This is a genomic window from Acinetobacter sp. P1(2023) (assembly GCF_028367635.1).
In the GTDB taxonomy this organism is placed as follows: Bacteria; Pseudomonadota; Gammaproteobacteria; order Pseudomonadales; family Moraxellaceae; genus Acinetobacter; species Acinetobacter pittii_E.
This window is the reverse complement of the sequence record NZ_JAQNDD010000003.1, coordinates 336,315-360,604: the sequence shown is the minus strand read 5'-3', so window position 1 is coordinate 360,604 and position 24,290 is coordinate 336,315. Positions and strand designations below refer to the sequence as shown.

The following is a 24,290-nucleotide window of genomic DNA, read 5'->3' as shown; positions in this document are numbered from 1 at the left end:
AATTTACTCGGCTAGTCTATTTTTAAAAAATCTAGAGAAGATCAAGCTAAAGTCGCTGATCCTCTTAAATAACTATGCAGATCAATGATTAAATTAAACGAATAAATAGCTGAGACCACATAGCTAATGATAAAATCAATTTATCAGTTCAGTTTGATTTACTGGTAATTTTGTACCAAAAAAATTAAACAATCGTTAAAACTGCCAAACCATTTCAACATTTCATGTAGATTGATTAAAACTCATTCTGGCGCAGCTTCTCATGTCTTATCTTTATTTAGCAATTGCGATTGCTTGTGAAGTCATTGCAACTTCAGCTTTAAAAGCATCTCAAGGTTTTACTGTTCCTATTCCATCCATCATTACAGTGGTGGGCTATGCAATTGCTTTTTATTTATTGTCCCTGACTTTAAAAACCATTCCGATGGGGATTGCATATGCCATTTGGTCAGGTGCAGGTATTATTTTAATTTCCGCAATTGGCTGGATATTTTACAAACAGCATTTAGACTTGGCAGCGTGCATTGGTCTTACTTTAATGATCGCGGGTATTATCATTATTAATGTGTTTTCTAAAAATACTCATCTTTAAACTATAACTAAAACAACCGAGTAAGATGCAAATCCTTGTTTTAAAAAATTCACCTTACTCGGTATGAGTAACTTATTTCAAACTACCCGTCAAAAATTGCTTTAAACGCTCACTTTTTGGGTTATTGAGTACTGCATCAGGATGACCTTGTTCCTCAATTTTCCCCTGATGCAAAAAAATCACTTGATTAGATACATTGCGCGCAAAGCCCATTTCATGTGTGACCACAATCATGGTGCGCCCTTCTTCCGCCAAGCCTTGCATAACTTTAAGTACTTCACCTACCAACTCTGGGTCAAGTGCACTGGTTGGCTCATCAAACAACATCACTTCCGGTTCCATAGCCAAAGCACGAGCAATTGCTACACGTTGCTGCTGACCACCAGATAAAAATGTCGGATATTTACTTTCAACGCTTTCAGGTAATCCAACTTTGCGTAGATATTTGCGTGCACGCTCTTCAGCCTCGGCACGTTTTACCCCGAGTACATGAATTGGTCCTTCAATGACATTTTCCAGCACTGTCATGTGTGACCACAAATTAAAATGCTGAAACACCATCATGAGCTGGGTACGCATTTTTTGTAGTTGCTTTGGGTCAACGACTTTTAAATTGCCTTTTTTATCAAAGACTGTGTGTAGTTTTTCACCATTAAGTTTAATAGTGCCATTACTGGGTTGTTCCAAAAAGTTAATACAACGCAGCAAGGTACTTTTACCTGAACCAGATGAGCCAATGATACTAATGACATCACCAGCATTTGCATCAAGTGATATTCCTTTTAGTACTTCATGATCGCCAAATGTCTTATGTAAATCGCGAATCACTAGTTTTGCAACGTGTTCCATTTATGTCTCCTAATGATTCGATGGTTTTAAAAATGCCAACCAACGTTTTTCAAGCCGACGAAATATCCAAATCAAAATAAATGCCAATACTGCATACAACACCGCGGCAATCCCAAAAGCATTGAAGGTGTCATAGGTTGCCGCATTCACATCACGCGCAATTTTCAAAATGTCAGGAACTGTTGCTGTAAATGCAATAGTTGTCGCATGTAACATTAAAATGACTTCGTTGCCGTAAAATGGTAAAGCACGGCGTAACATCGACGGGATGATAATACGGGTATAGCGTTTCCATTTCGACATACCGAAAGCTTGCGCAGCCTCTATCTCGCCATGTGGAATAGAACGGATCGCTCCAGCGAAGATTTCAGTGGTATATGCACTAGTATTGAGCGCAAATGCCAAAATGGTGCAATTTATGCCTTCTCTAAAAAATGCATCGAGTGTCTGATGTTCATGGATGTAATCAAAGCTGTAAATGCCTGAGTAAATAATGAGTAGCTGGATGTACAGTGGTGTGCCACGAAAAACGTAGGTAAACAACCAGACTGGACCACGCAACCAAAGATTTTCTGATACGCGTGCAAGCGATAAAGGCACAGCAAGCACAAACCCAATACCAATAGATAACACCAATAACCAAGTAGTCATTGCTACCCCAGTCATTTGTAGGCCATCGCTCCAAAGGTATGCCTGCCAATATTGTTGAAGGATTTCAATCATAATTGTCCCTTCCTCACACCAGCAGAATAACGACGTTCAAGCCACATTAAAATCAGGTTCGACACTGTGGTAATTGCTAAATAGATCGCAGCAGCCACGATACTGAAAAAGAACAATTGCATGGTATTTCTACCGGCATCTTGCGAAATTTTTACAATATCAGTCAGACCAATAATTGAAACCAGTGCGGTTGCCTTAATCAAAACTTGCCAGTTATTACCAATACCCGGTAACGCAAAACGCATCATTTGAGGGAATAATACTCGGTGAAAAACCTGCCAAGGGGTCATACCATAAGCCATTGCTGCTTCAATTTGTCCTCTTGGAACCGATTGAAATGCACCACGAAAGGTCTCGGTAAAATATGCACCATAAATGAACGCTAAAGTAATCACACCAGCCACAAACGGGTTGATATCAATTTGATCCATTTGCAGGGCTTCAGTAATTTGGTTTAGGCCCAACTGCAAGCTATAAAATAACAACAGCATAATGACCAAATCAGGCACACTACGGATGAGTGTGGTATAGGCTGTCGCAATGTAACGTAAGATTTTAATATTAGAGAGTTTTGAGCTCGCACCAATTAAGCCAATAATCACAGAAAGCAAAAGTGACAACAGCGCAAGCTGTATGGTCATCCATGTACCGCTGAGAAGGAGTGGCCCATAGCCAGAAAAAAACATGACTCCTCTTCTCCTTAAAAACAATATCTAATATTGATAAGATGAGAATAGATCTAAAAATGTCGGCTTAAAGCCGACATTTTTCACATCATTAGTAAATGCTAAAGGAGAAATATTTTTTCTCGAGTTTCTTATATGTGCCATCTGCAATGATTGCAGCTATTGCTTTATTAATGTTGGCTTTTAAGTCTGCGTCTTCTTTGCGTAAGCCAATCGCCGCGCCCACCCCAAGTGTTTTTGCATCAACCACATTGCCACCAACAAAACCGAAGTTTTTGCCTTTTGGTTGTTTTAAGAAAGCACCATCAACCATAATTGCATCTTGTAAGGTTGCATCCAAACGTCCTGACATCATGTCTTGGTAAATCAAATCTTGGACTGGATAAGGTACAACAGTTACGCCTTTTGGTGCCCAATAGGTTTTAGCATAAGTTTCTTGAATTGTGCCCTGTTGTACGCCCACACGCTTACCCTTCAATGATGCAGCGGTCGGTAATAACGGTGAACCTTTTTTTGCAACCATACGTGTTGGCGTATTGTAGATTTTGCTAGTAAATGCAATTTGTTTCGCACGTTCATCCGTGACTGTCATTGATGAAAGAATGCCATCAAACTTTTTCGCTTTAAGGGCTGGAATCATCCCGTCAAAAGAGTTCTCAACCCAAACGCATTTGGCTTTGAGTTTTGCACAAATAGCATTCCCTAAATCAACATCAAAACCAGTTAACTTGCCATCTGGTGTTTTATATTCAAATGGTGCATAAGACGACTCAGTACCAAAACGAATCACCTTCCAATCCTTTGCTTGAACATTCGTCGCAACAGCAGCCAAAACTAAAGTTGTTGAAACGAATATTTTTTTCATAAAGCTTGCCATCTTGAAGCTTCTCCTTAAAATCCCAATAAGGTGATAAAAACTTGAGTATTTCTAACTTACTCTTCTGCCGAAATAATTGCAATTTCTATACCATAAATTAAGGATTCATGAAGATGACTAAACAGTGGATTGTATTAACTGATTAATTGTTGAAAAATCACTCAAAATATGAAGCTAATTTTTGAGTGCATAGGCTTCTGCCATATTTTCATTTTCGACCAAGGTCCGAATGGTATATTCATGGTTATGTTCTTTGGCAGTGGCAAATTCACATTTCTGATCCCATAACATTGAGCAACCACTCAGCAACGGACAACCTGCAAATAATTCGGCTACCCAATCAACAAACACTCGAACTTTAGGCGATAAATGACGGTTTTGTAGATACACAACTGATATTGGCATAGGTGCAGGCAACCATTCAGTCAGTACTTCTTTGAGCGTACCTTCTTCTAGATGTTTCGCCACCATGTAATATGGGCATTGAATTAAGCCAAAACCTTGTACTGCCAAATCAACATAGGAGTCGCCATCGTTAACAGAAACACGCCCTTTTACACCAACACTATGAATTTCGCCATCCACCATAAAATCCCAGTCGATATTGCGTCCGGTACGGCTGTTAAAGTAATGCACGACTTGATGCTGCTTTAAGTCATCAATAGTTTTTGGTTCACCATGCTCTGCCAAATAACGGGGTGCAGCAACCGTCACACACTGAATTGTTCCGATACGACGTGCAACCAAACTTGAATCTTTCAACTGACCAATACGGATGACACAGTCCACCGCATCTTGTACCAAATCGACTGGGCGATCACTCATTCCAATTACTAAATCAATATCTGGATAACGTGTATGGAAGTCACAGAGCATTGGAATTAAGATCATGCGCCCAATCGAAGCTTTAACATCAATACGCAGTCGGCCTCTTGGTCCACGTTCCGAATCCTGAAAATTTGATTCTACGTCTTCGACATCGGCTAAAATTCGTGAAGTACGTTCATAATAAACTGCCCCATCTGGTGTCAAACTAAGTTTACGAGTCGTTCGGTTAAGTAACCTAACTTGTAAATGCTTCTCTAAACCCTGAATGGTTGTCGTCACAGAAGCACGCGGTAAACCCAAACTATCAGCTGCTAAACTGAAACTATTTGTTTCGACAACTTTATTGAATACTCTCATGGCATGAAATAGATCCACACGCACACTCCTATTAATGCGTTTTATTTAACTCAAACACATCAATTATTATAAAAATACGAATAGTGTTATCAAATTTAATATATTTATTCGTGATTGACAAACTTTTATGCTCCGTCCATCCCATAAACCCTGTTTCTCCCATACGGACCAAAACTAAAAGTCTGAAAACAGGTAGCCAAATAACTAGGAGCACCTCATGTCATTTTCCCGCAAACAGTTCGCACTGTCTGCCATCTTTGTTGCCATTTTAGCAACAGGAGGCAGTTTTATGTTTTTACATGAAAATGCCGATGCAAAAGCTGCACCGACCGCTGCCCAACAAGCTGCTACAGTTGATGTCGCCCCTGTAGTGAGTAAAACCATTACCGATTGGCAAGAATATTCCGGGCGTTTAGAGGCGATTGATCAAGTCGATATTCGGCCTCAAGTTTCAGGAAAACTCATTGCCGTACATTTCAAAGATGGCAGTCTGGTTAGAAAAGGCGACTTACTTTTTACAATCGACCCGCGTCCTTTTGAAGCAGAACTCAATCGTGCCCAAGCTCAACTCGCTTCGGCTGAAGCACAAGTCACTTATACGGGTTCTAACTTATCCCGTATTCAACGTTTAATTCAAAGTAATGCTGTCTCACGTCAAGAGCTAGATTTAGCCGAAAATGATGCACGCTCAGCCAATGCCAACCTGCAAGCTGCTAGAGCTGCCGTTCAATCTGCCCGTTTAAATCTTGAGTACACCCGCATTACTGCACCAGTCGGCGGCCGAATTTCACGAGCCGAAGTCACCGTCGGCAATGTAGTTTCTGCAGGTAACGGAGCACAGGTTTTAACAAGTTTAGTCTCTGTATCTCGCCTTTATGCATCTTTCGATGTTGATGAACAAACTTACCTGAAATACATCAGTAACCAGCGTAATTCTGCACAAGTTCCTGTTTATATGGGACTTGCTAATGAAACAGGCTTTACTCGTGAAGGTACGATCAATTCAATCGACAATAACCTAGATGCAACCTCGGGAACAATCCGTGTTCGCGCGACCTTTGACAATCCAAACGGCGTTTTATTACCGGGCTTATATGCACGAATCCGTTTAGGCGGAGGTCAACCTCGTTCAGCAATTTTAATTAGCCCAACCGCAATTGGGGTCGATCAAGATAAACGCTTTGTCGTGGTCGTTGATGCTAAAAACCAGACTGCTTACCGTGAAGTAAAAATCGGGGCGCAGCAAGATGGTTTGCAAATCGTGAATAGCGGATTAAAAGCGGGTGATCGCATTGTGGTAAATGGTTTACAGCGGATTCGTCCAGGTGACCCTGTTACGCCACATCTCGTTCCTATGCCTAACGCACAAATCACAGCTAATAGCACTACGACTCAACCTCAGCCAACAGATAAAACATCAACTCCGGCAAAAGGTTAATCGCATATGAATATCTCTAAATTTTTTATTGATCGGCCGATCTTTGCTGGTGTGTTATCAGTATTGATTTTACTTGCCGGTCTGCTTTCGGTATTCAAATTACCGATTTCTGAATATCCGGAAGTTGTTCCCCCATCTGTGGTGGTTCGCGCTCAATATCCGGGTGCAAACCCGAAAGTAATTGCTGAAACTGTTGCCTCTCCGCTTGAAGAGTCGATCAACGGCGTTGAAGACATGCTGTATATGCAGTCTCAGGCAAACAGTGACGGTAACTTAACCATTACAGTGAACTTTAAGCTCGGTATTGACCCAGACAAAGCTCAGCAATTGGTTCAAAACCGTGTATCTCAGGCCATGCCTCGTTTACCTGAAGACGTACAGCGTTTAGGTGTCACGACTTTAAAAAGCTCACCAACTTTAACCATGGTTGTGCATCTGACCTCACCAGATAGTCGCTATGACATGACCTACTTGCGCAACTATGCAGTATTGAACGTGAAAGACCGTTTAGCGCGCTTACAAGGGGTGGGTGAAGTTGGTTTATTTGGTTCTGGTGACTACGCGATGCGTGTGTGGCTCGACCCACAAAAAGTGGCACAGCGTAACCTCACAGCAACCGAAATTGTGACTGCAATCCGTGAACAAAACATTCAGGTCGCAGCTGGTACCATTGGTGCATCACCAAGTAATTCACCTTTACAGCTTTCAGTCAATGCTCAAGGTCGTTTAACCACTGAGCAAGAATTTGCCGATATTATTTTAAAAACAGCTCCTGATGGCGCGGTTACCCGATTGGGTGATGTAGCTCGTGTTGAACTCGCAGCTTCACAATATGGTTTGCGTTCATTACTCGATAATAAACAAGCAGTCGCGATTCCAATTTTCCAAGCACCTGGTGCCAATGCATTGCAAGTTTCCGATCAAGTGCGCGACACGATGAAGGAACTTTCAAAAGATTTCCCATCTTCAATTAAATACGACATTGTGTACGACCCGACTCAGTTCGTACGTGCCAGTATTAAAGCAGTCGTTCATACCTTACTTGAAGCAATTGCACTGGTTGTTGTCGTTGTAATTTTATTCTTGCAAACATGGCGTGCCTCAATCATTCCATTGCTTGCTGTACCAGTTTCAATTATTGGTACGTTCGCACTCATGCTTGCTTTTGGTTATTCCATCAATGCACTGTCACTATTCGGGATGGTACTCGCCATCGGGATTGTGGTCGATGACGCGATTGTCGTCGTCGAAAATGTCGAGAGGAATATTGAAGCAGGTTTAAGCCCAAGAGATGCAACTTATCGCGCCATGCGAGAAGTAAGCGGACCGATTATTGCGATTGCCTTAACGCTCGTTGCAGTATTCGTACCTCTTGCTTTTATGACAGGCTTAACAGGGCAATTTTATAAACAATTTGCCATGACCATTGCCATTTCAACAGTCATTTCGGCATTTAACTCGCTTACTCTATCTCCTGCGCTAGCAGCCATGTTGCTTAAAGGACATGATGCTAAACCTGATGCTTTAACACGCATTATGAACCGTGTATTTGGACGTTTCTTTGCGCTATTTAACCGCGTATTTACACGTACCTCAGATCGTTACGGGAAAGGTGTGAGTCGTGTCATCTCACACAAAGCTTCAGCAATGGGCGTCTATGCAGCACTTTTAGGTTTAACCGTTGGGATTTCCTACATTGTTCCAGGTGGTTTCGTTCCCGCTCAGGACAAACAATATTTGATTAGCTTTGCACAGCTACCAAACGGCGCGTCATTAGATCGTACCGAAGCTGTCATCCGTAAAATGAGTGATACAGCCCTTAAACAACCTGGTGTAGAAAGTGCTGTTGCCTTCCCGGGCCTCTCAATTAACGGTTTTACCAACAGCTCAAGCGCCGGTATTGTCTTTGTAACCTTAAAGCCATTTGATGAACGTAAGGCGAAAGACTTATCTGCCAATGCGATTGCAGGTGCGCTCAACCAGAAATATTCAGCTATTCAAGATGCCTATATTGCGGTTTTCCCACCACCACCAGTGATGGGCTTAGGGACCATGGGCGGCTTTAAACTCCAACTTGAAGACCGAGGTGCCTTAGGCTATTCAGCGCTGAATGATGCTGCACAAAACTTTATGAAAGCAGCTCAATCAGCTCCTGAACTTGGACCGATGTTCTCAAGTTATCAAATTAACGTACCTCAGCTGAACGTAGATCTGGACCGTGTAAAAGCTAAACAGCAAGGTGTTGCTGTGACAGATGTTTTCAACACCATGCAGATTTATTTAGGTTCTCAGTACGTTAACGACTTTAACCGCTTTGGGCGTGTTTATCAGGTTCGAGCGCAAGCCGATGCACCTTTCCGTGCTAACCCTGAAGATATTTTGCAGCTTAAAACCCGTAACAGTGCCGGACAAATGGTGCCGTTATCTTCACTGGTAAATGTAACTCAAACCTATGGTCCTGAAATGGTGGTGCGTTATAACGGCTATACCTCAGCGGATATTAACGGCGGCCCTGCACCAGGTTATTCATCTAGTCAAGCAGAAGCTGCGGTTGAACGTATTGCCGCACAGACTCTTCCACGTGGTATCAAGTTTGAATGGACGGATTTAACTTACCAAAAAATCTTGGCTGGTAATGCAGGACTCTGGGTATTCCCAATTAGCGTATTGCTCGTATTCTTAGTTTTAGCCGCACAATATGAAAGTCTAACTCTGCCTTTAGCTGTAATTTTAATTGTACCAATGGGAATCTTGGCGGCTCTGACAGGTGTCTGGCTGACAGGTGGAGATAACAACATCTTTACCCAAATTGGTCTGATGGTACTGGTCGGACTGGCCTGTAAAAATGCCATTTTGATTGTTGAATTTGCGCGGGAACTCGAAATGCAAGGTGCAACTGCCTTTAAAGCAGCTGTTGAAGCAAGTCGACTACGTTTACGTCCAATTTTAATGACTTCTATTGCATTCATTATGGGGGTTGTACCACTGGTTACCTCAACTGGTGCAGGTTCTGAAATGCGCCATGCCATGGGTATTGCCGTGTTCTTCGGGATGATTGGTGTAACACTGTTTGGTTTATTCCTGACTCCTGCCTTTTATGTACTGATTCGTACTCTGAACCGTAAACATAAATTACATTCGGCAGCCGTTCATGAAGCGCCTTTGTCTACCCCACATGATCATTAAGGAGGATATTTGATGGCTACAGCAAAACAAAGCTTATTATTGTCCTCACTCATGGGAAGCCTGCTCCTTACAGGCTGCTCTTTAGCTCCGGAATATCAACCTGCAAAGGTGATTGTTCCAGTCAAATTTAAAGAGTCTGATGCTCAACTTGAGGACAATAACTGGAAAATTGCTCAACCTGCCGATCAGCAGGTTCGAGGTGAATGGTGGCGTGTTTTTAATGATGCTCAATTGAATGGGCTAGAACAACAAGCCATTTCCGGAAACCAGACCCTTAAAGCGGCGGCAGCCAATATTCAGGCTTCACGTGCGTTACGTTCAGCAGCTCAAGCTGAACGTTTGCCAAGTATTGGTGCTGGCTTTGGGCCAACTCGTCAAAAGCCCTCTCCAGCTTCACTCGGTTTAGATGAAAATGCTCATACATCTGCACAAACCTTATGGCGTGCTCAAGCGAATGTCTCATATGAGCTCGATTTATTTGGTCGTATCGCTAGTAGTGTGAATGCAGCAACAGCTGATGTACAGCAACAAGAAGCGTTATATCAGTCAGCACTTTTAGCCCTACAAGCAGATGTTGCGCAAGGCTATTTTCTTATTCGACAGTTAGATACTGAACAAGCAATTTATAATCGCACCATTAAGTTACTTAGCGAAACACGAGATCTTGTTCAAACTCGATTTCAAAATGGTTTAGTCAGCGAATTAGATGTTTCTCGCGCACAGACCGAGCTTGCTACAGCACAAACGAGTGCATTGAATATTGCTCGTAACAGAGCCAATGCTGAACATGCACTTGCAGTATTATTAGGCAAAACACCTGCTGATTTTAGCTTGGCAGTTCAGCCTTTAACTGCAAACAGCCTCCGTCTCCCAGCGGGTTTACCTTCGGCTTTACTTGAAAGACGACCGGACATTGCTGCGGCTGAACGTGCTATGGCAGCAGATAATGCGCGTATTGGAATTGCGCGTGCTGCCTTCTTCCCTAAACTGGACCTAACAGGTGCACTCGGTTATGAATCATCAACTTTAGGTGATTTAGGTAAATGGTCGAGCCGTACATTTTTACTTGGTCCGGTCGCAGGCACTATTTTATCTTTGCCATTATTTGATGGCGGACAACGGAAGGCTGGCGTTGCGCAAGCACGAGCTGCCTATGAAGAAAGCGTTGCCAATTATCGGCAAACTGTACTAAATGCATTTCGCGAAGTTGAAAATGGTTTGTCCGATCAACGTATTCTCGATCAGCAAATTCAGGCTCAAAATCAAGCGCTCTCCTCTTCTCGTCATGCAAACCAGCTTTCTCATCTACGCTATAAAGAAGGTGCGATTAGCTATCTTGATGTGATTGATTCAGATCGGACTATATTGCAACAAGAGCAACTTTCCGCACAGCTTAACGGCAGTAGAATGATGGCGAGTGTAGATTTAATCCGTGCATTAGGAGGCGGTTGGCAGGCTGCTTCAACTAATTAACTTGATATAAAAAAAGCGCCATATGGCGCTTTTTTTATATTTACAACTTATTGTGCATACACAGGGAATTTTGCACAAACAGCTTCAACTTTTGCTTTTACGTCAGCAATAACTTTTTCGTCACCTTTGCTGTCAATCACGTCAGCGATCCAACCAGCAAGTTCACGAACTTCAGCTTCACCGAAACCACGAGTTGTTACTGCTGGAGTACCAATACGGATACCAGAAGTCACAAATGGAGAACGTGGGTCATTTGGAACTGAGTTTTTGTTCACAGTAATGTGAGCAGCACCTAACCAAGCATCTGCATCTTTACCAGTTACATCTTGCTTGATTAAAGATAACAAGAATAAGTGATTTTCTGTACCACCAGAAACAACATCATAACCACGTGCAATTAATACTTCAGCCATTGCTTGAGCATTTTTCACAACTTGTTGTTGGTAAGCTTTGAAGTCATCAGACATTGCTTCTTTGAAGCAGATTGCTTTAGCAGCAATCGCATGCATTAATGGACCGCCTTGGTTACCAGGGAATACAGCTGACTGAAGTTTTTTCTCGATTTCTTCATTCGCTTTCGCAAGGATTAAACCAGAACGTGGACCACGAAGTGTTTTATGAGTCGTAGTTGTCGTTACGTCAGCAATTTGAACTGGGTTTGGATATACGCCAGCAGCAACAAGACCTGCAACGTGAGCCATATCAACAAAAAGGTAAGCGCCAACTTTGTCCGCGATGTCACGGAAACGTTGCCAATCTACAACACGGCTATAAGCAGAGAAACCAGCAACGATCATACGTGGCTTGTGCTCTAACGCTAAACGTTCAACTTCTTCGTAATCGATCTCGCCAGTTTCAGCGTTTAGACCGTATTGAACCGCATTATAAGTTTTACCAGAGAAGCTTACTTTTGCACCGTGAGTCAAGTGACCACCGTGAGCCAAGCTCATACCTAAAACTGTATCGCCCGGGTTAAGAAGCGCTAGATAAACAGCAGAGTTAGCTTGTGAACCAGCATGTGGTTGAACGTTTGCGTAATCTGCACCAAAAAGTTCTTTAGCACGATCAATCGCCATTTGCTCGATGATATCCACATACTCGCAACCGCCATAATAGCGTTTGCCTGGATAACCTTCTGCATATTTGTTCGTAAGTTTTGATCCTTGCGCTTCCATCACAGCAGGAGAGCAATAGTTTTCAGATGCAATTAACTCGATATGTGCTTCTTGACGCTCACCTTCAGAAGCAATTGCTTGAGCTAATTCTGGATCAAATTCAGAAATGGAAATATTGGCAAACATTAGCGGGGGTCCTATAAATTAGGGCTTTTAAGCCGTGCTAAGATTGCGGCATATTGTAGCATGAACTTTATAATTAAACAGAATGAAGTTAGCTCAGTTTTAAATAAAAATGGCTCAAGTTTTATAAAAAATGAGCCATTGTTTATAAATCAAATAAAAAGCACGTTTAAAGCTTATATTTTAAATTTTTCCGTCGTTCATTTTAGCTTACAACAATATTAAAAAGCCTTTAAATATCAATAACTCTATTGAGATGTCAGTAAAGTCTGAACATTTCCAACGATGTTATCAACATTACTACTCATTGCCGTGCCATGATCCCAGTTACCCGTTACATAACTATTAATTTTGGTGCCTACAACAGTGGCATTAGATATCAAGATATCCGTTGCTACTTTAGGAACTGTTGAATCTGCTAAGCCCTGATAAATAATGATTGGGGTCGTGACTTTTACTTGTAACGGCTGCGAATCTTTATCTAAAAATGTTTTAACTAACGGCACAGCCATAAAGTTAGGTTGTGTACGCGTATAACCATCCAGCGTTCCATTGTGATCTGTAGCATACTTAGTCATACCTGCGCCAAAAGCTTGGCCCAATGGTCCGGAACAAATTGTTTCTGCTTGCGCTGCAATACCGGAGATTTGCGAAGTAAAGACTTGTGGATAATTAAAAGTGGGTTGTGTGTTGCGGATACCTGCACTAACTAAAGCTGTATAAGTATCAAGTTGAGCATACATTGATATCTTTTTATCTAGAGTCGCATTAGCAACAGATTGCTCTCCCGCCACTAAAATAAAACCTAAATTAGAAGCAGGTGCTACGGCTACAGTACCTTTATAGTCGAGCTGTGCACGACTCGCATATTGTGCAGCACCTAATGCAGCATGCCCACCTTGCGAATGCCCTACAGTGACCCATTTTTTCGAAGTTAATAAGTTACGCTGTAATAAATAATTGCGTGTTGCAACTACTGCATCTGTAATTGAAAAAGCCTCACTTTTTACGTTTAAAAAAGGATGTATACCTGGTGTACCTAAACCCTCATAGTCAGGTGCAACAACAACATAACCTGCTGTTAGTAATTTACTAATTAAATCTTTTGTACTATCCGCTAAAGCTGCTTTACTTGGTGCACAAGCATCTGCCACACCCGTAGTGCCATGCGCCCACACTACAATTGGCCAACCGCCTACTGGTGGTGGAGTATTTGGTGTAAATACCAAACTGGTTGCCTGTACTTCTTGACCACTTTGACCTAACATTTTATAGGTCAAAATACTACTTTCTGCTGCCACACTTCCTAAGTTGGTACTTGTGTAAGCTTCAACTTTAACAACTGGATTTTGAATATTATTGATTGGTGTCCCGGATGGATTAGTAGGAGCTGGGCCATCATCATTACTCCCTCCTCCACAAGCGACTAAAAATAAACTCGTGCTAAGAACGCTTGTCATGAACAGTTTCATTTTCATTGATATATCTTCCCTTAAATTCCATTTTTGTTGTGCTTTAATTTTTAATCAACATTTTCTAATGTCTTAAAAACAATTACGCCTAATCTTTCTTTTCCGCAAGTTCTATTAGATGGAATTAATCTCTGAAAACTCTATTTTTAATATAAATTGACGTTATCGCTACTTTATAGCTTCACTTCATGTTTTAAAGTAGGTAGTCAACTGTTAACATTCATAATTAATCGTGATTGTTTAAAGGGCCAGTTATGCAAACCATTATTTTAGATACAGAAACACATACACTAAATGGTTTGCCAATTGAAATTGCATATGCCCCGATTGAGATTAATGCCGGCAAGCTCACTTTAGATAAAAGCAAATTGTTTGATCAACTTTATCAAGTCGGAACCCCTATCTCTTACGCTGCTATGGCAGTACACCATATATTAGAATCAGATTTAGAAAACCAACCCCACTATAAAACCTTTAAATTACCAGAAACTACCACTTACATTATTGGTCACAATATTGATTACGATATTGCCGCGATTGCTCGTTGTGGTGTAGATGTATCGAATATCAAACCGATTTGTACTCTAGCTTTAGCGCGTAAAACTTGGCCTGAAGCAGAAGCGCATAATATTTCAGCACTGATTTATATGATTTCTCAAGGCAGCAGTAAAGCTCGAGAATTGCTCAAAGGTGCACACCGTGCCGATGCCGATATTATTTTGACTGCTAATATTTTGATGCATATTGTCTATCATTTAAATATTCAAGATATTGAAGAGCTATACCGAGTTTCTGAAGAAGCACGTATCCCTACAACTATTAACTTTGGAAAGCATAAAGGCACGGCAATTTCTGAACTTCCTAAAGACTATATTCAATGGCTGTTACGCCAAGATGAACTGGATATCTATTTACGTAAAGCGTTAGAAGGCGCATTTTAAAGACTTAAATAGATGATATTCATAAATTCTTCATCATACTGTCATTTTTGAGTTTTATCGTTAACCCCATTTATATTTTATTAAAAACAGTACTGTTCAACTGAGAAGATTGAACAGTCTGATTTATTTTTTATCTTGGGGAAAAACGATGGCTGGTTTTTATCGAACCAATTTGGGAAGAGTCGCGCTTCAACAACGTAATATTGCTTTAAATGCAAAACAAAGACGTTTACTACTATTAATAGACCATGAAGATTTTCAAAATTTAAATAGTGAATTTAAAAAACGTATTGCGTCCCCAGAACTGATTCAACAACTTATCGACTTAAAACTTATTGCTCCTTCAAACGAAAACTATTCAGAATTAAATGAACAAATATCTTTTCCACAATCATCCGTAACTGCAATAGAAGCTCATCAGAAAAATCATAAAGATGATCATAAAAGTGACGATATAGTTGGTGAAATTCAGGTTCCCCAATCTTTGCAATCTACAAATATTGAAAATAGTCAGCCGCCACTTCCTGTTCAACAACTTTCTTTTGAAGAAATACAACAACTGATGAAGCAAAATTTGAATCAGTACTGTGGACTTATGGCAAAACCACTTATCCAGAAAATAGAGCAAATAAAAACGCTTCAAGAGCTTAAAATGTGCCAAATGCAATGGATTACCCACTTACAGGAGTCACGTATTCCACCTCATGAGCTAGCCCATACTCTTCATTCTATTAATTATTCAATTCAACTTATCCAACAGCGCATCTAAAAAAAACAACAAGCTGCTGTTTAATTAAGCATTAAACTCACGTGTTACCTATTTCGTGCTTTACCTATTGGTGTTTTTTTCCTATGATGTGGCCCACACACATGCGCTCGTAGCTCAGTTGGATAGAGTACAGGTTTCCGAAGCCTGGGGTCGTGGGTTCGATCCCCGCCGAGCGCACCAATTTATATAATAACTTCATAAATTTATCTCAATTTTATAAAATTCCGACTATTTTACTTGGTTTATTAATCATTATCGCTCAAAATATACCCCTCTTTCATAATGTGAGAATTTCATGACTGATGCTTTGGTTTTAAGAGATTTGTCCAAAACATATCGTAATGGTTTTCAGGCGTTAAAAGGTATTAACCTCACTGTGCCTGAAGGTGAATTTTATGCGTTGTTAGGTCCAAATGGTGCCGGCAAATCAACAACCATTGGTATTATCAGTTCCCTCACGAAAAAAACCGAAGGGACAGTTGAGATTTTTGGGCATAATCTCGACACTCATCCATCCTTAGCAAAGCAGCAGCTTGGTGTTGTCCCTCAAGAATTTAACTTTGGACAGTTCGAAAAAGCGTTCGATATTTTAGTCACTCAAGCGGGTTATTACGGCATTCATAAAAAGATTGCAGAAAAACGCGCCGAACATTATTTAGAAAAGCTAGGTCTCTGGGAAAAACGTAATATACAAGCACGCATGCTATCGGGTGGTATGAAGCGCCGTTTGATGATTGCCCGTGCCATGATGCATGAGCCTAAACTTCTTATTCTAGATGAGCCTACCGCGGGTGTAGATATTGAATTGCGCCGCTCTATGTGGGATTTTCTCACCGAAATGAACGAAAGTGGTACTTCTATTATTTTGACTACACATTATCTCGAAGAAGCAGAAATGTTGTGTCGTCAAATTGCCATCATTGACCGTGGTGTCATTAAAGAAGACACCAGCATGAAAAGTTTCTTAAACCAGTTGAGTGAAGAATCTTTTATTTTTGATTTGGCAGAACCCATTGCCCCACTTCAATTAAACATCATTGGTGTGAAGTTCAACTTAATTGATAGCAGCACTTTAGAAGTGACAATGGATAAGGCCCATACATTAAATGACTTATTCCAGCTTTTAGAATCACAAGGTATTCGTGTTCGTAGTATGCGAAACAAATCGAACCGTCTAGAAGAGCTATTCGTCAAAATGGTCGAGAAAAATCTTGAAGGAGAGGCAAAATGAATTTTAACCAACTGCAAATTGCCCTCTGGACTCTAGTTCGTAAAGAAGTACGCCGTTTTCTACGTATTTGGCCACAAACTTTATTACCACCTGCGATTACAATGAGTTTGTACTTTGTCATTTTTGGTAATTTGGTTGGTTCGCGTATTGGACAAATGGGTGGCGTGAGCTATATGCAGTTTATTGTGCCCGGCCTAATCATGATGGCGGTTATTACTAATAGTTATGCGAACGTATCTTCAAGTTTCTTTAGTGTGAAATTCCAAAAAAGCATTGAAGAACTGATTATGAGCCCCGTGCCACTCCATATTATTTTATGGGGTTATGTGATTGGTGGGATTTGCCGTGGTGTATTGGTCGGAACAATTGTGACTGCAATGAGCTTATTCTTCACCGACCTTTTTATACACAATTGGTTTGTGACTATATATACAGTCTTAATTACCTCGGTTCTTTTCTCATTAGGCGGCTTCATTAATGCAGTCTATGCGAAATCATTTGATGATATTTCTATTATTCCAACATTTGTCCTTACACCTTTAACCTATTTAGGTGGTGTGTTCTATGCCATTAGTGCACTTGGTCCTTTTTGGCAAAAACTTTCTTTAATTAATCCTATTGTGTACATGGTCAATGCTTTCCGTTTCGGTATTTTAGGTCATAGTGACGTGAATGTTACGTTCTCTTTAATCATTGTGACATTATGCTGTGTTGTACTTTACGGAATTGCTTACTATTTACTTGCTCGTGGTTCAGGAATGCGTGAATGAGTGTCGAACAGTCTTTATTGGGTAAAGAAACTCAATATCCAACTAACTATCAACCTGATGTTTTATTTCCAATTGCTCGTGCCCAGTCTCGTGAAGCTTACTCGCACATTGAAGGTATTACACAAGGTAAAGATTGGTGGCATGTTTTTGAAATTTCATGGTTAAACGCTCATGCCATCCCGCAAGTTGCTATTGGCAGAATTACGCTGCCAGCTTCTTCACCAAATTTGATTGAATCAAAGTCATTAAAACTTTACTTCAATAGTCTTAACTTTACTCAGTTTGACTCTAAAGAATCATTCATTGAAACAGTTGAAAAAGACTTATCGGCTGCGGCAGGCGCTAAAGTTGAGTTAACCCTATTTCAGGTAGATGATTTAGAGATTTCTAAGCCTCAAGGTATTTGTATTGATGAGCTAAACCCAGAGCGTTTAGAGCAACATCCAGATGCGACTCTTTTAAAACAAGATGAGTCTAACGAAGAAGTGGAAATTGAACTGTATTCTCATCTTTTGAGAAGTAACTGCCCAGTCACGGGACAACCGGATTGGGGTACAGTTTTTATCCGTTTTAAGGGCAAAAAACCTTGTTATCGTAGTATTTTAGCTTATATTATCTCGTACCGTCAGCATAATGGTTTTCACGAACAATGTGTTGAGCAAATCTTTGCTGATATTTGGCAAAATTTGCAGCCTGAAAAGCTGATGGTTTATGCAACTTATACTCGTCGCGGCGGACTTGATATTAACCCTTGCCGAGTATCGGATCTTTCATGGATGCCAAAACCGATTCGATTGGCACGACAATAAAACGAATAATTTGAGGATATACCATGCCGTTTTTTGGTTTTACCCCTTCTGAAGGCTTATTGAACGATATACAAACTGGAATTGCGAATAAAAATTCTAGCGAACCTTTGTATCCACTTCGCGATAAGATTGCTTTACAACTCAATGAAGAGATTATTGATAATGTCTTAATTCAGTTAGTTCAGCATTTCCCTGCAAGTGAAAAACGCGATACTGCCGAAAAACTAGCAGGCTATGTCAAATCAACAGTTGCTGTTCTTTTAAAACAATTGTTAAGCAAAGCGCCAAACGATATTGTTAAACAGTCAGTAGAGTTCTCTGAAAAAAGCTTATTTAAAGATCCACAAGGTCAATATAAAGTAGGTGTAACTCTAGATCCTAGTTTAGTCACTAATCTTCAGCATAACTTCACTGAGCTTAAGGCGGGTAACGATATCAATAAAGCTGCATTGGCTGAACTGTATAAACAGTTTGGAGATGCTATGGTTAAACATTTTATGTCTGATTTTAATAAGACATTAGACCTTGGTATGATCAAGCGTAAAGCAGCTGATATTGGTGCGGCAGCTGTAACAAAAGCAGTTCATATTGCGATCGACAAACTCATCCCTAGCTTAAATCGCACTGAACTAAAAGCGATGGCTGAATATCACGAAAGTCTATTCTTTAACTATTAAGAAATAGCCTATCGGAAACCTAGCGAGAGCTAGGTTTTTTTATTGCAAAATATTGATATACATTGCCATTAATCAGGTTTATGTTAGCATGCGCCAAGCACTGATTGACCTAGTTAACGCCGCATGTCTCCTAGCCCACAATATAAGTTTTTACGCCAAGCTCCTCGAGATGGTCTTAGCACCGCTATGCAACCATCAAGGTGGCAACAACTCCACATTGACCCGTGGTTATGTCTATTTTTGCTGTTAAATGCGCTATTAGGTTTAACCGTACTATATAGTGCTTCAGCACAGGATGTAGGATTGGTCAGTAAACAAGCCATGAGTTTTGGTATTGGCTTTTTAGTGATGTTTGGTCTAGCCCAAATTCCGCCCAAGGTCTATCAAGCGTTTTCTCCCTACTTTTATTTGTTCGGTCTATTTTCGCTTGTGGCAGTTATGGTATTCGGTGAAGTCCGAATGGGTGCTCAGCGCTGGATTGATATTCCAGGTTTCGGAAGTGTCCAACCCAGTGAGTTCATGAAAATCGGCATGCCGATGATGATTGCATGGTTTTTAGCACGAAAACCTCTTCCCCCTAGTTTTTCACAAGTTGTTTTATCATTAATGTTAATTGGTATTCCCTTTTTACTAATTGCAGAACAACCTGATTTAGGGACATCACTTTTAGTATTAGCAAGCGGTATATTTGTCTTATTTTTAAGTGGACTATCATGGCGAATGATTGGTGCAGCTGCCGCATGTGCAGCAATTGTAATTCCGATTGCGTGGGAATTTCTTTTACACGACTATCAGCGCCAAAGGGTTTTAACTTTACTTGACCCCGAGGCAGACGCACTCGGTACGGGTTGGAATATTATTCAATCTAAAACTGCAATTGGTTCTGGTGGTTTTTCAGGTAAAGGTTTCCTTGAAGGAACCCAATCTCACTTACACTTTTTACCCGAAGGACATACTGACTTTATTATTGCTGCATATTCCGAAGAATTTGGACTCATCGGTGTACTTATTTTAGTAATCCTTTATTTTGCCATTATTTTTAGAACATTCCAGATCGGTTTACAAAGCTTCCATAACTATGGACGTTTAGTTGCTGGCGCCTTTGGTTTGTCTTTTTTTGTTTATGTATTTGTAAATGCGGGAATGGTCAGTGGTATTTTACCTGTAGTAGGTGTTCCTTTACCTTTTATGAGTTATGGCGGAACAGCTATTATTACTTTAATGGCCACCTTTGGTTTAGTCATGTCCATTCATACACATCGATAATCTGGAATTTTAAAACGATATGTTGTCTCAACACTTAAATAAAACTTTAAAAATGCTCGCTTTGTGTACTGGCTTAATCAGTACAAGTCATTTCGCTCAGGCCAATGATTTTGCAACACATCCTGATTATTTGAATTTTAAACAAAAAACGATGAATGCTTATGGCTTAAGTAGCGATCAAGTCGATGCAGCCATGAGTGGCGCAAAAAATTTACCAAACATTCTAAATATTATGACTCGTCCGGGTGAAAGTAAGCCTTGGTATGATTATCGCTCTATGTTTTTGGTTGAAGGCACAATTCAACGTGGTGTCCGTTTTAAAAATCAATATGCAGATGCGTTAAATCGCGCAGAACAACAATATGGCGTATCTCAAGCTGTCATTTTAGGTATTTTGGGCGTTGAAACAGGCTATGGCGCAAATAAAGGTTCTTTTATTACACGTGATGCTTTAGCTACCCTTGCTTTTGGCTACCCTCGCCGTGCTGAATATTTTGGTGATGAGCTAGCTGCTCTTATTGCATGGACTTATAAAGAAGGCTACCCAACAAATAGTATTGTAGGTTCCTATGCAGGTGCGATTGGCTATCCACAATTTATGCCAAGCAATATTAGTAAATATGGGGTGGATTATGACGGTAATGGACATATCGACTTAAGAAACTCAGCAGAAGATGCTATTGGATCAATTGCAAACTACTTAGCAAAACAAGGTTGGCAACGCGATCAACCGATCGGATTTATGGCACGTTACAATGGGTCAAATCCGGAAAGTATTATTGCTAAAGATTTAACGCAACCTTTCCCATATGGTGCATTAAAGACACTCGGTATTTCTCCATTGAATCCTGTAGTTAAAATTGATGATCTCGATATGGTGAATGTTATTCAATTACAAGACTATAATGGACCAATTTACTATTTAACTTACCCGAATTTTCAAGTGATTACGACTTATAACAAGAGCCGTATGTACGCTACAGCTGTCTGGTTATTAGGCACCGAAGTAGCTAGCCGATAGGCTAGCTTTTTTATGCTTTATGTAAAAGTCAATAAATATTTTTGTTAAATAGATCACAATACATACATTTTTAATAACTTGTTACATTTTTGATTATTTTTTAATCTAAAACTGTAAGTTTTTGCCCTTTTTGTAAAGATTTCTCGTTAAAGACTAGACACTCTCCGTAACCGATGAATATTATCCACCCCAATATAGCAATTGCAAAAGTGAATAATAAGGCATGTTCACTTTAAATTTCAGTCAATGGCTGAAAGAAAAAAGTACATGTTCTCAGGAGTTTATACAAATGCAGTTATCGCTGAAATACGTTCTTGCACTGACGGCTAGTTTAAGTATGGCCCCACTGCACGCTGAAATGGTGCAGTCATCATCATTAAACAGTGATGTAGATGGTCCTAATCTAGCAGCACGTGTATTGAGTAAAGATACTCAAAACTTTAATTCTCGTTTTTCTAACATTAACAGTCTTTCAATCACTGAACGTTCTGGCGATCAAATCCGTCGTCAAGCTATCGCAGCAAAAATTGAAATCCCTGAAGATGAGCCTTCAGTGATTGAAAAACTTAACACAGTAGCTTCAAACACTGTTCGTAAGTTTAGCCAAACTGGTATGGCATCTTGGTATGGCCGCCAATTCCATGGTCGTAAAACAGCAAGTGGTGAAACATTCGACATGAATGCTTTAACTGCTGCTCACCGTAGCCTACCGTTGAACTGTTACATTCGAGTAACGAATAAAGACAATGGTAAAAGTGTGGTTGTAAAAGTAAATGACCGTGGTCCTTTCCATGGCAACCGTGTACTTGACCTATCATACGGTGCAGCTAAACGTCTTGGTATTACCAATGCTGGTACAGCTAAAGTAAATATTGAGCGTGTTGATGGCCCAACTTCATAAGTTATAGCCTCTCGAGTTCATGTAAAAAGCCGCAATTTTTTCTGCGGCTTTTTTATATTTTAGGTTATCAAAATAATTCCTAACGTAAAGTTAAAAAATCCTCTTTTTTTGACCCTTATCCAGCTCTAAATTTGAATATTTTTTAAACAAAAAACTATGGTTATTTAATACCAGTTAATTTTACGTCTAATTTGCGTTTAGAGCGTCTTTTTTAAATTTACGCTACCCTAGTACCATTTTTCCAAAATAAAGGCTATTTATGGCGTTTTTAGAGTAGATGAGTAGAGCTTTTTCATACAATTTTCCCATCAATCTCAAAATTACGCTTTTTTAGATGATTTCATCATCTAGCAACACAGAAAAAATATTATGAAAAATTGCCCCATTCTTGTGGTCGAATTGATCACCTTTCCAACCACAGTCACATTATTTTTTCGTTTGCCCTTTCTTAGGTATTTTTAATACAACGCTCCCTATAGTTGAATAGTGTTAGTTTCTTGTCGAGATCCTCAAGAACAGGCTAAAATATACTCACAAAAATAAATCGAAGTTAAAACAAGGAGTGTGCTACTAATGAAATCCATTACTGAATGGTTTGATGAATATAGCGAAAGTCATCAAAATCCAACCAATAAACAAATTCACTGGCTTTGCGTTCCCGCCATTTTATTTTCTATTATTGGAATCATTGCGCATTTCAGTACATTGCTTACTGCTTTATTACTTGTGTTGAACTTAGTATTTTATGCACGTTTAGATCTTGTACTTGCTGTTGCAATGGCTGCTTTACTTGTTGTTATGGCATGGCTCATTTATACCCTACCTGTAGGAGTCGGATTTTATATCGCTATTTTTGTGATTGCTTGGGTTGGACAATTTTACGGACATAAAGTCGAAGGCAAAAAGCCCTCGTTCTTTAAAGATTTACAATTCCTACTAATTGGACCAGTTTGGTGTATGGATGCTTATCTCTCAAAAATTTTACCTAAATGGAAAAGCAGACAAAAACAAGCTCTTGCTTAAAGATGAATTTAAAGCTGAATCCTTTCGATTCAGCTTTTGCATGTTAGTAATTTATTAGAAAATTTATAAAATAAAAGAATCCCAAACTTGCTATCACACTTAAAAGTACTTTTTTTAGATAAATAGCGATCACAATACAAAAGATTGCTGCATAAATATAAGAATTATTTACCACGCCTCTAAAATGATCACCATCGAAAAAAATAACTGGAATGCAGATTGCAGTTAACAAACAAGGTGCGGAATAGTTAAGCATCTTATTCATCATAAGCGGCACTTTAATTTTTACTTTCGGCTCTAAAAAGTAATATCGATTAAAAAAGACAATTACTGCCAAGCCTAAAATCATAAACCAAGACATACTATTCCCCCATCCCTATTTTTTCAGTTAACACAGCAACCAACATCCCTATTAATCCTGAAAGTAAAATCGCCCCCTCAATTTGATAAAGTTTAAATAAAAATCCACTTAAACAAGTGGCTAATACACCCGCCACAACAGGATATCCTTTACATAACGGCACAATCATGACAATAAAAATAGCAACTATCGAAAAATCTAAATGATAATTTAAAAGATTAGGTATCACTGTTGCCAGCAATATGCCCGCCAAGCTAAATACCACCCAAAATAAATAAAAAGTCAGTCCGGCTCCGAGCAGATATTCCGATCTTCTTTTTTCAAAAGGAACACTTACCGCAAATAATTCATCTGTTAATAAAAAGCCCAAACTTATTCGTTTCGATAAGGGCAAAATAGAAATATCATTTCTTAAAGTTAATGCATAAATAAAATGCTGAGCCGTTAAAAAGAAAATAGTCAGATAAATTGTAAAAACGGATGCCCCTTCCATAACCATGCTTAAACTAACTAACTGAGCAGCTCCAGCAAAGACAAGTCCAGACATTGCCAGTGCTTTAGAAAAAGATAGTCCCGCATGAATTGCCATAGACCCCGCTAAAATTGCCCACGGAATAATAGAAATTGACAAGGGTAAAATATCCACTGCACCACGTAAAAACAAATAGGATGGCTTATTTTTTGAAAACTCAACCGTCTGATTAAGCTGAAAATTCATATATAAAATCCAATATAAGACACA

24 protein-coding genes and 1 tRNA gene are annotated in these 24,290 nt (G+C 39.8%); 16 read left to right on the top strand and 9 right to left on the bottom strand.

Features of this window, described 5'->3' with window-relative positions:
- The first annotated feature begins 262 nt into the window (after positions 1 to 262).
- The gene (gene abeS, locus POD11_RS06750) at positions 263 to 592 is read left to right on the top strand and encodes a multidrug efflux SMR transporter AbeS (RefSeq protein ID WP_104079030.1); all 330 of its coding nucleotides are present in this window, start codon (positions 263 to 265) and stop codon (positions 590 to 592) included.
- 72 nt (positions 593 to 664) lie between these two features.
- Here abeS and POD11_RS06745 read toward each other — a convergent pair whose 3' ends face one another.
- The 5 genes from POD11_RS06745 to POD11_RS06725 form a co-directional block, all read right to left on the bottom strand.
- The gene (locus tag POD11_RS06745; protein WP_262456754.1) at positions 665 to 1,441 is read right to left on the bottom strand and encodes an ABC transporter ATP-binding protein; all 777 of its coding nucleotides are present in this window, start codon (positions 1,439 to 1,441) and stop codon (positions 665 to 667) included.
- 9 nt (positions 1,442 to 1,450) lie between these two features.
- Positions 1,451 to 2,164 carry an ABC transporter permease gene (locus POD11_RS06740; protein ID WP_262444883.1) on the bottom strand — a complete coding sequence of 238 codons (714 nt, stop codon included), beginning with the start codon at positions 2,162 to 2,164 and terminating at the stop codon, positions 1,451 to 1,453.
- Positions 2,161 to 2,850: an ABC transporter permease gene (locus tag POD11_RS06735; RefSeq protein ID WP_224991393.1), complete on the bottom strand. Its 690-nt coding sequence runs from the start codon at positions 2,848 to 2,850 to the stop codon at positions 2,161 to 2,163. The genes POD11_RS06740 and POD11_RS06735 overlap by 4 nt, the downstream gene beginning before the upstream one ends.
- A gap of 91 nt (positions 2,851 to 2,941) precedes the next feature.
- Positions 2,942 to 3,727 carry an ABC transporter substrate-binding protein gene (locus POD11_RS06730; protein ID WP_016140475.1) on the bottom strand — a complete coding sequence of 262 codons (786 nt, stop codon included), beginning with the start codon at positions 3,725 to 3,727 and terminating at the stop codon, positions 2,942 to 2,944.
- A gap of 174 nt (positions 3,728 to 3,901) precedes the next feature.
- Positions 3,902 to 4,930, bottom strand: coding sequence for a LysR family transcriptional regulator (locus POD11_RS06725; RefSeq protein ID WP_239967217.1), 1,029 nt, complete (start codon positions 4,928 to 4,930; stop codon positions 3,902 to 3,904).
- 199 nt (positions 4,931 to 5,129) lie between these two features.
- On the opposite strand from POD11_RS06725, the gene adeF reads away from it, so the two are divergent.
- From adeF to POD11_RS06710, 3 genes are read left to right on the top strand one after another with little or no spacing between them, the layout of a single operon-like run.
- On the top strand, positions 5,130 to 6,350 hold the full coding sequence (gene adeF, locus POD11_RS06720) for a multidrug efflux RND transporter periplasmic adaptor subunit AdeF (protein WP_262456753.1): 1,221 nt from the start codon (positions 5,130 to 5,132) through the stop codon (positions 6,348 to 6,350).
- Between the two features lie 6 nt (positions 6,351 to 6,356).
- A complete protein-coding gene (gene adeG / locus POD11_RS06715) occupies positions 6,357 to 9,536 on the top strand; it encodes a multidrug efflux RND transporter permease subunit AdeG (protein WP_262456752.1) in 3,180 nt (1,059 codons plus the stop codon).
- Between the two features lie 12 nt (positions 9,537 to 9,548).
- Positions 9,549 to 11,009 (top strand): efflux transporter outer membrane subunit, encoded by a 1,461-nt coding sequence (locus POD11_RS06710; protein ID WP_262456751.1) that lies wholly within the window; start codon positions 9,549 to 9,551, stop codon positions 11,007 to 11,009.
- 47 nt (positions 11,010 to 11,056) lie between these two features.
- Here the strand turns inward: POD11_RS06710 and glyA are convergent, their stop codons facing one another.
- A complete protein-coding gene (gene glyA, locus POD11_RS06705) occupies positions 11,057 to 12,310 on the bottom strand; it encodes a serine hydroxymethyltransferase (RefSeq protein WP_016140470.1) in 1,254 nt (417 codons plus the stop codon).
- Positions 12,311 to 12,370: 60 nt separating this feature from the next.
- Between glyA and POD11_RS06700 the strand changes: the two genes are divergently transcribed.
- Positions 12,371 to 12,532, top strand: a complete 162-nt coding sequence (locus tag POD11_RS06700) for a hypothetical protein (RefSeq protein ID WP_262456750.1) — start codon at positions 12,371 to 12,373, stop codon at positions 12,530 to 12,532.
- Between the two features lie 23 nt (positions 12,533 to 12,555).
- Here POD11_RS06700 and POD11_RS06695 read toward each other — a convergent pair whose 3' ends face one another.
- The gene (locus tag POD11_RS06695; protein ID WP_262456749.1) at positions 12,556 to 13,785 is read right to left on the bottom strand and encodes an alpha/beta hydrolase; all 1,230 of its coding nucleotides are present in this window, start codon (positions 13,783 to 13,785) and stop codon (positions 12,556 to 12,558) included.
- A 248-nt stretch (positions 13,786 to 14,033) separates the two neighbouring features.
- Here POD11_RS06695 and POD11_RS06690 point away from each other — a divergent pair, with 248 nt between their 5' ends.
- The 11 genes from POD11_RS06690 (at position 14,034) to POD11_RS06640 (ending at position 23,187) form a co-directional block, all read left to right on the top strand.
- Positions 14,034 to 14,720 (top strand): 3'-5' exonuclease, encoded by a 687-nt coding sequence (locus POD11_RS06690; protein ID WP_016140468.1) that lies wholly within the window; start codon positions 14,034 to 14,036, stop codon positions 14,718 to 14,720.
- A 148-nt stretch (positions 14,721 to 14,868) separates the two neighbouring features.
- Positions 14,869 to 15,489: a hypothetical protein gene (locus POD11_RS06685; RefSeq protein ID WP_262456748.1), complete on the top strand. Its 621-nt coding sequence runs from the start codon at positions 14,869 to 14,871 to the stop codon at positions 15,487 to 15,489.
- A 103-nt stretch (positions 15,490 to 15,592) separates the two neighbouring features.
- Positions 15,593 to 15,669, top strand: a tRNA-Arg gene (locus POD11_RS06680).
- A gap of 115 nt (positions 15,670 to 15,784) precedes the next feature.
- Complete coding sequence (locus POD11_RS06675) at positions 15,785 to 16,720, top strand: ABC transporter ATP-binding protein (protein ID WP_002118101.1); 936 nt, start codon at positions 15,785 to 15,787, stop codon at positions 16,718 to 16,720.
- The gene (locus POD11_RS06670; protein WP_016140466.1) at positions 16,717 to 17,490 is read left to right on the top strand and encodes an ABC transporter permease; all 774 of its coding nucleotides are present in this window, start codon (positions 16,717 to 16,719) and stop codon (positions 17,488 to 17,490) included. The genes POD11_RS06675 and POD11_RS06670 overlap by 4 nt, the downstream gene beginning before the upstream one ends.
- Positions 17,487 to 18,299 (top strand): NADPH-dependent 7-cyano-7-deazaguanine reductase QueF, encoded by an 813-nt coding sequence (queF, locus tag POD11_RS06665; protein ID WP_224991403.1) that lies wholly within the window; start codon positions 17,487 to 17,489, stop codon positions 18,297 to 18,299. The genes POD11_RS06670 and queF overlap by 4 nt, the downstream gene beginning before the upstream one ends.
- A 23-nt stretch (positions 18,300 to 18,322) precedes the next feature.
- Positions 18,323 to 18,976 carry a hypothetical protein gene (locus tag POD11_RS06660; protein ID WP_262456747.1) on the top strand — a complete coding sequence of 218 codons (654 nt, stop codon included), beginning with the start codon at positions 18,323 to 18,325 and terminating at the stop codon, positions 18,974 to 18,976.
- A 123-nt stretch (positions 18,977 to 19,099) separates the two neighbouring features.
- Positions 19,100 to 20,242: a rod shape-determining protein RodA gene (gene rodA, locus POD11_RS06655; protein WP_005068220.1), complete on the top strand. Its 1,143-nt coding sequence runs from the start codon at positions 19,100 to 19,102 to the stop codon at positions 20,240 to 20,242.
- A 19-nt stretch (positions 20,243 to 20,261) separates the two neighbouring features.
- Positions 20,262 to 21,263 (top strand): lytic murein transglycosylase B, encoded by a 1,002-nt coding sequence (gene mltB, locus POD11_RS06650; protein ID WP_262456746.1) that lies wholly within the window; start codon positions 20,262 to 20,264, stop codon positions 21,261 to 21,263.
- Between the two features lie 289 nt (positions 21,264 to 21,552).
- Positions 21,553 to 22,164 carry a septal ring lytic transglycosylase RlpA family protein gene (locus tag POD11_RS06645; protein ID WP_002118141.1) on the top strand — a complete coding sequence of 204 codons (612 nt, stop codon included), beginning with the start codon at positions 21,553 to 21,555 and terminating at the stop codon, positions 22,162 to 22,164.
- 573 nt (positions 22,165 to 22,737) lie between these two features.
- Positions 22,738 to 23,187, top strand: coding sequence for an Mpo1 family 2-hydroxy fatty acid dioxygenase (locus POD11_RS06640; RefSeq protein WP_262456745.1), 450 nt, complete (start codon positions 22,738 to 22,740; stop codon positions 23,185 to 23,187).
- Between the two features lie 43 nt (positions 23,188 to 23,230).
- Here POD11_RS06640 and POD11_RS06635 read toward each other — a convergent pair whose 3' ends face one another.
- The gene (locus POD11_RS06635; protein ID WP_262456744.1) at positions 23,231 to 23,548 is read right to left on the bottom strand and encodes an AzlD domain-containing protein; all 318 of its coding nucleotides are present in this window, start codon (positions 23,546 to 23,548) and stop codon (positions 23,231 to 23,233) included.
- 1 nt (position 23,549) lies between these two features.
- Positions 23,550 to 24,266, bottom strand: coding sequence for an AzlC family ABC transporter permease (locus tag POD11_RS06630; protein ID WP_262456743.1), 717 nt, complete (start codon positions 24,264 to 24,266; stop codon positions 23,550 to 23,552).
- Positions 24,267 to 24,290: the final 24 nt, after the last annotated feature.